The sequence below is a fragment of the Paenibacillus rhizosphaerae genome (genome assembly GCF_014192015.1).
Taxonomy (GTDB): domain Bacteria; phylum Bacillota; class Bacilli; order Paenibacillales; family Paenibacillaceae; genus Paenibacillus_AQ; species Paenibacillus_AQ rhizosphaerae.
Genome location: NZ_JACHXJ010000001.1, coordinates 16,127 through 28,288 on the forward strand (window position 1 = coordinate 16,127; position 12,162 = coordinate 28,288).

The 12,162-nt window shown below is 44.8% G+C and carries 6 protein-coding genes; all 6 read left to right on the forward strand.

What is annotated here, in order from left to right:
* Positions 1-85: 85 nt before the first annotated feature.
* The gene (locus FHS19_RS35435; RefSeq protein ID WP_183576931.1) at positions 86-1,870 is read left to right on the forward strand and encodes a sensor histidine kinase; all 1,785 of its coding nucleotides are present in this window, start codon (positions 86-88) and stop codon (positions 1,868-1,870) included.
* A 3-nt stretch (positions 1,871-1,873) separates the two neighbouring features.
* Positions 1,874-3,472 (forward strand): response regulator transcription factor, encoded by a 1,599-nt coding sequence (locus FHS19_RS35440; protein WP_183576932.1) that lies wholly within the window; start codon positions 1,874-1,876, stop codon positions 3,470-3,472.
* Positions 3,473-3,828: 356 nt separating this feature from the next.
* Positions 3,829-6,984, forward strand: coding sequence for a glycosyl hydrolase 115 family protein (locus FHS19_RS00075; protein WP_183576934.1), 3,156 nt, complete (start codon positions 3,829-3,831; stop codon positions 6,982-6,984).
* 98 nt (positions 6,985-7,082) lie between these two features.
* Positions 7,083-8,351 carry a family 43 glycosylhydrolase gene (locus tag FHS19_RS00080; protein WP_183576936.1) on the forward strand — a complete coding sequence of 423 codons (1,269 nt, stop codon included), beginning with the start codon at positions 7,083-7,085 and terminating at the stop codon, positions 8,349-8,351.
* A gap of 180 nt (positions 8,352-8,531) precedes the next feature.
* Entirely contained in the window at positions 8,532-10,595 is a 2,064-nt protein-coding gene (locus FHS19_RS00085; RefSeq protein ID WP_183576939.1) for a beta-galactosidase, read from the forward strand.
* A gap of 800 nt (positions 10,596-11,395) precedes the next feature.
* Positions 11,396-11,977 carry an OmpL47-type beta-barrel domain-containing protein gene (locus tag FHS19_RS00090; RefSeq protein ID WP_183576942.1) on the forward strand — a complete coding sequence of 194 codons (582 nt, stop codon included), beginning with the start codon at positions 11,396-11,398 and terminating at the stop codon, positions 11,975-11,977.
* Positions 11,978-12,162 lie beyond the last annotated feature (185 nt).

The window sequence follows — 12,162 nt, forward strand, 5'->3', positions numbered from 1 at the left end:
GAGCAGCCCTTTTATTGGGAATGCTCCCTTTCGCCATTATTTTCAGTCATACAAACGATACGCCATAAGAATGGGAGAATGCGTAGTGAGAAGCTGGCTCGAAAGGCTTGTTATCAATCTGACAAGTTCCATGAAACTTCGTGGGAAAATTGTCCTGTTTTATGGACTGGTCGTATTCATTCCTACAGTTATTTTGGGATTTGGTGCAGGGTATCTGAATGTGAAAAATGTCAGATCCAATTATATGCTAACGATCAATGAGGCCGTTCGCCAGACGACGCAGAACGTTGAGTTCCGGAAGCAAAGTTATGATCTTCTTGTTACCCGCACTGGTACAGATGGAGAACTTATTTCTAGGCTTGCAGAGACTTACGAGAATATGGTAGATCAACTGGCAAGTGTTAACTACGTAAATCGTTCATTTCAAGTCACAAGTCGGTATTTGCCTGGAATTGTAGATTTCCGAATTTATCATGAAAATCCTGACCTTGTTGAGGATGGAGGACTATTATGGAGACCAGCTAACAGATCATTAGCTGGAATGAATGAGTTGTCTTGGTATCGTAGTGTTATGAATTCCGACTTTGTCTCTCAATGGTTTTCCACGCCAAGGAGTACTAACCAACTAATTGTTTCCCGAAAAATAACGAATGCAAATGGATATGCATTTGGAGCCATCTATATGCTCTTGGATTATAACAGTGCATTTGGTGAGGTAATGAATCAACCGTTTAATGGGATGGGAAGTTTGTTTCTTCTGGATGAAAACGATAACGTTGTTGCAGCCTCTGATCGCTCTATGCTTGGTAAGCCAGTTGAATTAACTCCATTGTCCAAGGTATGGCCAGGTGTTGACCATGCTGAGAACATCACCGATGCCAGTGAGTATTTTGCGGTTCGGCACATTAGTGGAGGCTGGAAAGTAGCATCCCTTATTCAAATGAAACAATTGGAGGAACAATCCACTAGGACCGTATACAGCATTATCGCAATTACTGTCGTTTTTCTTTTTATTTCCATGTTTTTAGTGCTGATCGTAATGAAAAATGTCGTTATGCGGGTTCGCAAACTAGGTGTCCGGATGAGTAATATTGCTGATGGGGATTTTGGAGTATCCATTCAAAGTGAGAATCGTGACGAGGTTGGGGAACTTGAAATCATGTTTAATCAGATGACGGGAAAACTTGGGAATCTGCTCGAAATGCTAAGCAGTGTCAAATTGAAAGAAAAAGAATCGTCCTTTCGAGCCCTCCAGGCACAGATCAATCCACATTTTATATATAATTCGCTTAGTTTACTTCAATGGCGAGCCAGTGATCAGGGCGACCAGTATCAGGTGGAAACTATTGAAGCCTTGACGACCTTTTACCGATTTGCTTTGAATAACACCTCAAATGTTACCTTAATCAAACATGAGCTAGAACATGTTCGAGCTTATTTGGACATTCAAATGCTTCGTTATCCGGAACGAGTCCGCGTTGAATGGGATATCGATGAGGATGTATTGGAATTTTATTCAATTAAGTTGATACTGCAGCCTATTGTTGAGAATGCATACATTCACGGGCGAATCTTTACGCGCCGAGACGCCTGTATTGTTATTGGAATCAAGCGAAGTAATAACGAGATCCACTTTTCTGTAAAAGATAATGGGGTTGGTATGGATCCAGCCATGTTATCAAACATTCGGAACGGTGAAAAGACGGGAAGCGACAATGGATTCGGGTTGTCGAACATACGTGAGCGACTAGTTTTGTATTTTGGAAACGTTGGTAAAATGAGAATCGAAAGTACTCTGGAAGTCGGGACAACTGTTACAATCGAACTTCCTGTCTGTAAGAATAAGCCGCACATTCAATTGGAGGGATAAAGTGTGCTTCAAACACTTATTGTGGATGACGAACCATCTCACATTCAGGGACTACTCCGTCACATCCCTTGGACGAGTCTTGGTTATACAACGCCATTAACTGCGGAAACAGGCGAATCGGGGGATTGTCTGCTTCAGACCACTCCTATCGATGTGCTAATAACCGATATATCTATGCCCGGCATGAATGGTATAGAACTTGCAGCAAAAGCGAAAATAATAAATCCAGATATTCAAATCCTGATAATCAGTGGTTACAATGAGTTTGAATTTGCACAGGAAGCTATTGATGTGGGAGCGAAAGGATATGTGCTGAAGCCACTGAATTTGAGGGAAATAGAGCGTAAACTGGCTGCATTCCGACAAACGTTGGAGAACATCAAGAAAATCAATGAGCAAACACTTCAATTTAAAGCAACAGTATCGAATAGCCGAGAATTGCTTAATGATTCTTTTATAGCTTACTTATTGGAAGATGAGCCGTTTGAGGAGAGCATGCTGAACTCATGGTGCCAGCTTCTTAACCTTCCCGACTTAGATGAGGGAATTCAAATCATTGTAGCGATGCTTGACGATTATGCTGCATATGGCAGCGAGGCCGAAAGCAGGTTTATATTGTATTCTGCTCTTCAGCAGTCGGTTTCGGTTTGCTTGCAAGAGATGGGTGTCGTGCTTATTTCAAAACTTAAACCGGATGGGGTAGCGGCCATTATAGTAAACCCTTCGTCTGAGACGAGGATCCTTATCGATAAGGAAATGAGATTTGTTCAGGAATATCTTCGCAATACTTTCCAAGCTACAGTTACAGTAGGCTTAAGCAGGAGAGGGGGTAAATGGAATGAGGTCCGTCATCTCATACGGGAGGTCAAATATACAATCTCCGATGCGCGGCAGAGCGAGAATGGGCAACTCTTGCATGTCGGAAGCATGGAGCAGAAAGCTTACGAGGAATTTCGATCACGTGAAGTTATGATTCCTGGGCTATTGTCACTGGCAGAAAGTGAGGAACTGGTTCCTCTGTTAGAAGCGGTGAAACGAGCATTTTATGACCTAGATACTAATGCCCACTCATTCTCATATATCCAATCATTTAGTATAAGCCTGATTGGAGAATTGTCACGCAAGTTGTGGCACGATATGGAGGCGATAGCCAAACTAACCAAGCATGTCTGGCACCGATTATTGGAGGTTAGTACGATTGACGGGTTGAAGGGCATCGTTCTTGACTACATCGCTTCAGCTTTTGAGTTTGCTCGGAAAGAACGAACACTTCAGCATCATCATCTCATTCATCGCGTCTCCTCTTATATTGAGGATCAATTGCCGGATATTGAGTCGGTGAGGTTGCTTGCAGAACGGTTTCGCATCAGTGCAGGACATCTAAGCGTATTATTCAAAAAGGAAACGGGAAAGACGATTTCTGATTATGTAAAGGATTTGCGGATGAAAAAAGCTAAAGATTTGCTGCAAGACCCGACAATCAAGATTTATGAGGTTTCTGAGCGAGTTGGTTTTCAAACTCAAGCTTATTTTACCTATCAATTCAAGAAGGTTGAGGGTTGCACGCCTATGGAGTATAGGGATCGTTATTACCGACAATGATCTTCTAAACATTATTAAAATTTATCGCGGAATAATATTTAATAGGAAAAGAAATGGATAGGACATGTAATAACTCAAAATGATCATATCTGCTGATCGTAAGGAGAACTCGAATTTGATTGTAGTGATATAACACACTAACTGCCTACTGCGTCTTGCGAATATGCTTGGAAAAAGCGGAAAGTGACCGAAACAGCATTGAGAGTTCTTTAAATGACCTCATGAAGATGAGCACGTTGGTGATCATTTCTATAATTTCAATGTAAGAAATCTTATATCTTCAATAATGAAACAAGAGGAAACTGCGGCGGTAAACTGATCGATGTATAACATAAACAAAAAGGAGATTTTATTTTATGGACAAATATTCGTCAGTTCCCGTTGTCTTATATGACGGAAAAACAACCGCACCCGTTTTGTTGGATGAAGGTTATTTGGGGAATCTGTACAGTAGTCGCAGTTACAGGCAGATCGTACGAGCCGTCGGAGATTTGCGCCAGGACATCGCTATGGTAACCGGGGCGATCAAGGCAGATACTATACAGCAACAAATGGTCGATGACCCGCAGAGTCAGGCGGCTCGTTTAGACTTGGCTGACCAGAGGAAGATTCCTGCCTTGATTCACGCCGTGGAGAGTGGCAAACGGATAAAGACTGCCGTGATTATCGGCTCTATCGCAGACAGTCTGATTATTCAGCGATTGATGGCGGAAGGCAAGCTGGAGGAAGCATTACGAATTGAAGGCAAGTGGGAGGCATATCTCGTCGCGGCGGTGGACCACCCACTAGAGGGCATCGAACGCGCGCTGGTTATTGCCGGAAGTGATGCACGTGGTACCATCTTCGGCATCTATACGTTATCCGAATTACTCGGTGTGTCTCCATGGTACTGGTACAGTGATGTGCCCGTGCTTGTAAAGGAGCGGATTGTTCTGAACGGTTTGATTGACAATCCGATTGTGGAGGAAGGGCCGAGTGTAAAGTATCGAGGCATTTTTATGAACGACGAAGAACGCACTATCGACTGGGCGAAAAAAAAATTTCCGGCAGAGAACGGCACACCGGAAGTGAACTTTTATCGGCATATCTTTGAATTACTGCTTCGGTTGAAATGTAATGTACTATGGCCAGCGATGCATGAGGGGACAACGGCTTTTAACCGGATGACGGATGAGAACGGTATTCCACTCAACGCCAAGGAAGCGGCGGAATACGGCGTAATCATGTCAGCGTCCCACTGTGAAATGTTGCTGCGCAACAATGTCGATGAGTGGGAGCCTTGGTATGAAGCGCATCGGAACGATTATGACTGGGGCGGCGATAACTACAGGGAAGCCTTCGATTATACCCGTCATAAGGAGGCTATTTTAGCCTATTGGAAAGAACGTTTAACGGCCAACAGGGAGTTCGAAAGCATTCTTGCACTCGGCATTCGCGGCGTTCATGACGGAAAATACACATGCAAAAATCTTTCTGAAACCTTTGGAACTGAGATTGCCATGATGGCCGATGTCGTTTACGAGCAACGCAAGCTCATCGAAGATGTGTATGGCAGCGCTAATGCTGTGGCTCAGGTTTTTATTCCCTATAAAGAAATGGGCAATCTTTATAATGAAGGTCTGAAAGCCTACCTTCCCGACGATGTCATGCTGATGTGGGCGGAGGATAATTACGGTTATTTACGCCAGGTTCCAAATACTGAGGAACGCAGTCGTTTCTCGGGTAGTGGCATCTATTATCATAGTTCTTATTGGGGAAAACCCAAAAGCTACCTTTGGCTTAATTCCATTCAACTCTCTCTGATGGTCGAACAATTGTGTCGCGCTTATGACACTGGGGCAGGCACTTACTGGATTCTTAACGTCGGTGACATCAAGCCAGGCGAGATTGCTCTGGAATGTTTTGCGAAGCTCTCGTGGGATATTACAGGCGAGGATGTCAAGATGCTGGAATCCAAGTTTTTGAAAAATCATGCTATGCGGGACTACCATTTGTCGGAGGCTGATGCGGCTATAGTGGCGAAGGTGATGGATCAATATTTCCGGTTATGCGGGACGAAGCGTCCGGAGTTTTTCGGGACAGAAAATCCTTCAGGCGTTCATTCTACCGCTTTTCATGAGGAGTTAGCGTACCCCTTTAGCGTCGCTGGAGTCGGCGATGAAGGTATGCTGCTTCTGGAACGGTGTAACTGGCTGTTGGAAACTTTGATCACGATCTATGAGAAATTGGACGAACAGCATCAATCCGCACTATATCAACAATTGTTGCATCATGTTATATCCTATCTCGGTGTCGCGGAGGAGTATGTTTATTATTGGAAGAATCGGCTTGCAGCGTCTCAAGGAAGATATGCGAGTGCTCGGATTTATGCGGAGCTTTCCCGGAAGGGACGCGACCGAATTCAAACTGCTCAAGACAAGTTCTGGGAAGTTAGTAAAGGGAAATGGCACAAGGCTATCGGTTATAGCCATCCTATTACCTATTATGGCGGCGTTAATGAAGGTATCGTACTTTTGAGTGATGACCATTACTCGACTGTATCGAGTCCGGCGTGGGGTGCGGGTGCAGCAGCAGAAGGACAAAATACGGCGGGCGCTGGTACTTTGCGATTCAATTCCCAAGTGAACGATATGCATTACTTCGATGTCTTCTCCAGAGGCAATGAAAAGGCGGAATGGATTGCCGAATCGGATGAGTGGATCGTTCTTTCGGCAAACGCTGGTAGTACGGCTGCAGAAGAACGAGTGACGGTTGCAATCGACTGGTCCATGCTTAGTTGCTCTGCAGCGGGCTTGATTCGGGTGTTCAACGCAGATCACGGTAAAAAAGTAGGAGAGGCTGTCTCCGTCTTTGCCGTGATGGCAATCGTATCGGAAGTCGCGTTTGATGGCCCCTCCTTCATTGAGGCCAACGGCTATGTTGCCGTGGAAGCGGAGCATTATACCGAGAGTCGTAAAGGTAAGGATGGCAGCGAATGGCGGCCGATCAAGTCCAACGGACCACGCGGCGATACCATGAAAGCATTTCCGGACACCGCGGAGCGCGGGGATTGCGATTTCGCGAACACTGCGCAATTAAGATACCACATTTATTTTACAAGCACAGGAACCTTCAAGGGCACCTTTTACAGGATTCCGACGCTAAATGAAGGCTTTGACGATTATGGTAATCCGCGCAGCTGCCGCACAGCAATTGGACTGGACGAAGTCCTCCCGGCAATGGCACAACTGGATGGTCAGTCCTCTTGGGGAGGTAGAAGATGGGAAGAGAATATTATGCGCATGATAGAGCTGTTAGAGTTCACTCTTATTGTTCAAACACCTGGCTGGCATGATCTAGTGGTCTACCGTTCAGACGCATCCATCGTTTTTAGCCGAATTGTAATAGAGACGGAGCAAGGGGCCGTGGACGGTTCGCTGCTTGGGCCTATGGAGAGTCCAAATAATATAGCGGGAGATGATGTGGAAAGAAGCCGAGTGGCAGGATTAACGAGAGAATTAGATGAGGCTTAACCGACGGGTAATGGAGTTGACAGCAACCATCCTTGTTTGAGAGGCTGTTTCTATTTTAGTCTCGCATAATTTATATTGGGGAAGAAAAGGAGAATACTATGAATAAGGGTATTATATTCAATGGAGTTCCATGGTTTGATCAGAATTTGGAGACGGTTAATGCTCATAGTGTTTGTGTACTAAAGGAAGGGAATAAGTATTATCTTTTTGGAGAGTACAAAACGAATGATGTCAATAAGTACATTGGTTTCTCTTGCTATTCCTCTCATAACCTGTCGGACTGGCAGTTTGAAAGATTGGCATTACCGCCACAAGAACAAGGACTTCTCGGTCCTGATCGAATTGGAGAACGGGTAAAGGTATTGAAGAACCATAACACCGGTACCTATGTCATGCTGATGCATACGGATAATTTGAAATACACTGATCCGTGTATAGGGCTTGCGACTTGCGATACGATTGACGGAACATTCAAGTTTCAAGGGCCGCTGCTTTTCGAGGGAGAACCTATTAGAATGTGGGATATGGGAACCTTTGTTGATGAGGATGGGGCAGCGTATTTATTACTCCACGAAGGCGACATCTATCGGTTAAGCGATGATTATCTTACCGCGGTGGAAAAAGTTGCGGAAAATATTGCACCGGGCGGCGAGTCACCAGCAATGTTCCGTGATGGAAGCCATTATTTTATGATGTTCTCAAACAAAACGGGTTGGGAAAGAAACGACAACTATTATTTCGTCTCGAATGACTTGCGCGGTCCATGGAAAAAACAAGGGTTATTTTGCCCCAAAGACAGTCTAACTTTTAATTCCCAATGTTCTTTTGTGCTTTCAATAGATATAAATGGGAGAACAGTCCCAATCTATATGGGAGATCGTTGGTCATATCCTCGACAAGCTTCAAGTGCCTCACAAGTTTGGCTGCCTATGACAGTCAAAGAAGACACATGTCGCATTTCGGAGTATTTTCCGGTTTGGAGTAGTGACACAGGAACCGAAGTTTTAGTTGAAGGAAACGAAGAGATATTATCATTTCGTTCAAATAAACATGGTGAATCCATAAATTATTCTTTTGAAGGAACTCAAATTATTGTATACGGCATAAGTGATTGTCATAGTGGCTATGCAGAAGTTCTTATCTATAATGACGAAGAAGAACTCATTCACAGATCTACGGTTGATTTTTACAGCTTGGTTACGGATAACAATATTAAATATGTTTCACCGAAACTGCCAGGTGGAAAGTACAAGCTTGAGGTTCGTGTAATGGGTGAAAATGGAGTTTGGTACACAAAGAATGGTACTAAATATGGAAGTGATGATCATTTTGTAACACTTAATAGTGTGAAGGTTTGCACAGACTAAAGCTAATTTAAGGTGAATATTGAATTATTGAAACATCATGATGCATGAAATTCATGGAGTAAATATATAGCTCTCCGGGACATATGAAAATCAGCGGCAACCACAGGAACCAAACCCTCGAAAAGATCATCGCGGCGAGCAAAAATCAAAGGGCGGAAAATGAGGAAAGGGTGAGCAAAGATGTATACATTCAAACCTTACAAAGAACCTGTACTATTAAGTGATCATTTGAACTTGGGAGGCGAAAACCCAAGTGGAGATAAAATAGAATTGACGAGCCATTATATTTTGCGCAACGGCAAGCCATGGCTGCCTGTCATGGGGGAATTTCACTTTTCGAGATATAACCGTCAATACTGGTATGAAGAGCTCTGCAAAATGAAGGCGGGCGGCATTACTCTGGTGTCGACGTATATTTTCTGGATTTATCACGAGGAAATTGAAGGCGTATTCGATTTCTCCGGCGATAATAACCTTCGAGCCTTCATCCTCGAATGTCAGAGGGCCGGTTTGGAAGTGGTCATCCGAATTGGACCCTGGGTTCATGGAGAATGTAGAAATGGAGGCTTTCCGGACTGGCTGCTAAAGAAGCCGTACAAGCTTCGTGAAAACAATCCGGACTATCTTAACAAAGCTCGCATTTTATACGAGAAGATCTCCGAACAGGTGCAAGGGCTGTTTTTCAAGGACGGCGGAAATATCGTGGCTGTGCAGTTGGAAAACGAGTTGACGAATGACGCAGAACACCTGGCCAAACTGAAAGATATGGCGATCGCCTGTGGCATGATAGCGCCAATTTACACCGTGACGGGATGGAATGCTGCTGCTGGCGCGAAGATTCCTGTGGATGAAGTGTTTCCTGTATTCGGTGGGTATTGCGATGCGCCGTGGGCTAGGCATATGGAGCCACTTCCACCGTCTCCCCATTATTTTTTTACGGGGTTGCGTAATGATACGGGCATCGGAGCGGATCTACTTCCGGCAAAACTTGGGGATGAGGGTCAATGGCGGTTGCCTTACGAACGATATCCCTTCGCAACTTGTGAGTTGGGCGGGGGATTGCATTCGACGCATCACCGCAGATATATCGTTCGAGGCATGGATATCTACGCCATATCGCTTGTCAAGCTCGGTGATGGAAACAACTTGATAGGCTACTATATGTACCATGGCGGTACGAACAAAATCGGCCAGTACTCCACATTTCAGGAATCAAAGGCCACGGGATATCCGAATGATTATCCTATCCTTTCCTACGATTTTCAGGGGGCATTGTCCGAGTACGGAGAGGTGGCGGAGCATTACCGGCTGTTAAACCTCCTGCATCTTTTTGTGCAGGACTTTGAGGAATTGTTTGCGCCCATGGTCAAAGTGGGAGCTGCTCAGAACGTGACAAGGGATGACACGACAACTTTGCGATATGCGATGCGAACTGATGGCAAACGGGGCTTCGTGTTCGTGAACCATTACCAGCGACGGTCCGAGCTGGAGAATCTGCAAGATGTCGTCATTGACACGGGCATCGTGACATTCCCTCCCATTGATGTGAATGGGGAAGTAAGCTTTTTTATGCCTTTTCATATGGATTTGAAGGGAAATATGCTTCGATATGCTACAGCACAGCCGCTATGCAGACAAGACAACACCTACTTTTTTGCAGAAATTCCGGGTATTTCTGCGGAGTACCAGTTGGTCGACGGTGAGACATTCAAGCCAGTCGCAGGGCTGCAATCGGTCTTTTCTGTCAACGGGGCTTCGATTGTGACGCTTACCTGGGATCAGGCAAGATATCTGCGCCGACTGGATGGAGAATTGTATATTGGCGATGGATGCGACCTGTATAGAGCTAACGATAAGATTTGTTCTGTGAGTAATGGAAATTTCAACTATTGGCATTGGACGGGGGAGTGTTTTGAAAATCATTCCATCGAGCAGCCGTTCACTGCTCCTGTTTATACGTTTGAACCTGTAGAAGAGCCGCCGTTTGTCCCGCATCACACAGAGACGCTGCATATCGGAGGCAAGAGAAAGGTGGAATGGAAAAAAATAACTGTAACTGGATCCCAGGGTTTTGTCGAAATTGATTACTACGGGGATGTGGCACACCAATATGCGGATGGAGAACTGGTGGCCGATAACTTCTATTGTGGCTTGGTATGGAGAATACCAGCAAGACTTCTGGAAGGCAGAGCATGCTATCTAGCCGTTTCGGAAATGCGCGACGATTTTTATCGCGAGTTTTAAATGGGACAGTAATGACGATTCGGGCTATGAAACTTTACTTCACTACAGAGGATTAGGTAATCCCCTAACTTATAAAATATGAGTGTCGGAGGACAAATACATACATCCATTCGAATCCGCGCTCTGCGCGGATTTTTCTTTTTATGAATGCAAGTTCTTGCCTTTTGTCTCAGACAATAACTTGCAACTTTATCCGTTTGATGACAAGAACTTGCATTGTTTGCCGTTAATGTTTTCTGCAATCGCCTCGAGCTAGATTTGCCCAGTCCCATAAGCAACGGAAGATAAGGCATCGGGTGAAAGGAGGGGAGAGCCTTCCATGACTGGCGGCAATATGAGGCAATTCTTGGCCACTTTACGTTTGATCGAATTCTTTCTGAGAATGAACAGAATAATAAAGCCTTAGAACATCGAACATTCAAGAATAAGCAGCACCTCCGTAGTTGATAGAAAAATTAGTCTTTTCGATTCGAGAAGCCCTTTTTGTCGGAGGCTTCTTTTATTTTGCAGCGGAACGGTTACTGTTGACGAACAATTGGCTTCTGTTGGAGCACCCGCTTTTCTAAAGACGAATGAAAACAATCTTATCAAATTGACAGAAATCTAATCGTTGTTACGTATCCGTTTTCCTGCTCATCAGTATAATTGGAGGTACGGACAACAAGGGGAGACGAGATGCTCGTAAAGATTTATAAATATCGCTGGCAATATGCGATGATTTTGCCTGCGCTTGTGTTGCTTTTACTATTCAATTATATTCCGATGGCGGGTAAGGAGCCCTGGTAGATCAGTTATCCGGAATGGAAGGAGTAACTGCTACTAATCTAGGCACCGTCACGCTATCTGCCGGGCAACACGCGTTCCGATTTACGGTAACAGGAAAGAATGATGCAAGTAACGCTTACTACTTTACAGTTGATTCATTCGTCTTGATGCCTGCTCAAACGGATGATCATACCACGCCCGTTACAACCTCCAATGCGCCTGAAGGGTGGGCAAAAGAGGATGTAATAGTAACCTTGAGTCCTACCGATTCCCAGAGCGGAGTTGCTAAAACGATTTATTCGATCGACGGGGCAGATGATGTCGAGGGAACTTCTTTTACAATAAAGTCGGGGGGAGTTCATACGATTTCCTTCAATTCAGTTGATAACGCAGGAAATGTCGAAGCGGCCCATACCCAACAGGCTAGGATTGATAAATCCGCACCCGTGACAGGGGCTACGGTCGCACCAGCTCAACCGGATGGGTCGAATGAATGGTATGTGCATGACGTAACGCTTATTTCTGACGCTTCAGACAATCTCTCTGGTGTATCCAACACGGAATATAGCCTAAAGCTATTCGGGCTACATAAAGCTGAGTCAGGATGGCCGGTATGAAGTAAAGTATCGCTCTACCGACAACGCCGGTAATGCTGAAACTGCTAAATCGATCTTGCTCAATCTAGATGAGACAACTCCTGCGATTACAGTAGCCGGTATCGTTTACAGGAAAACTTACACCGATTCGATGAGTATCACCCCCACCATCACGCTTCAAGATAACCTTTCTGGGGTTGACAGTA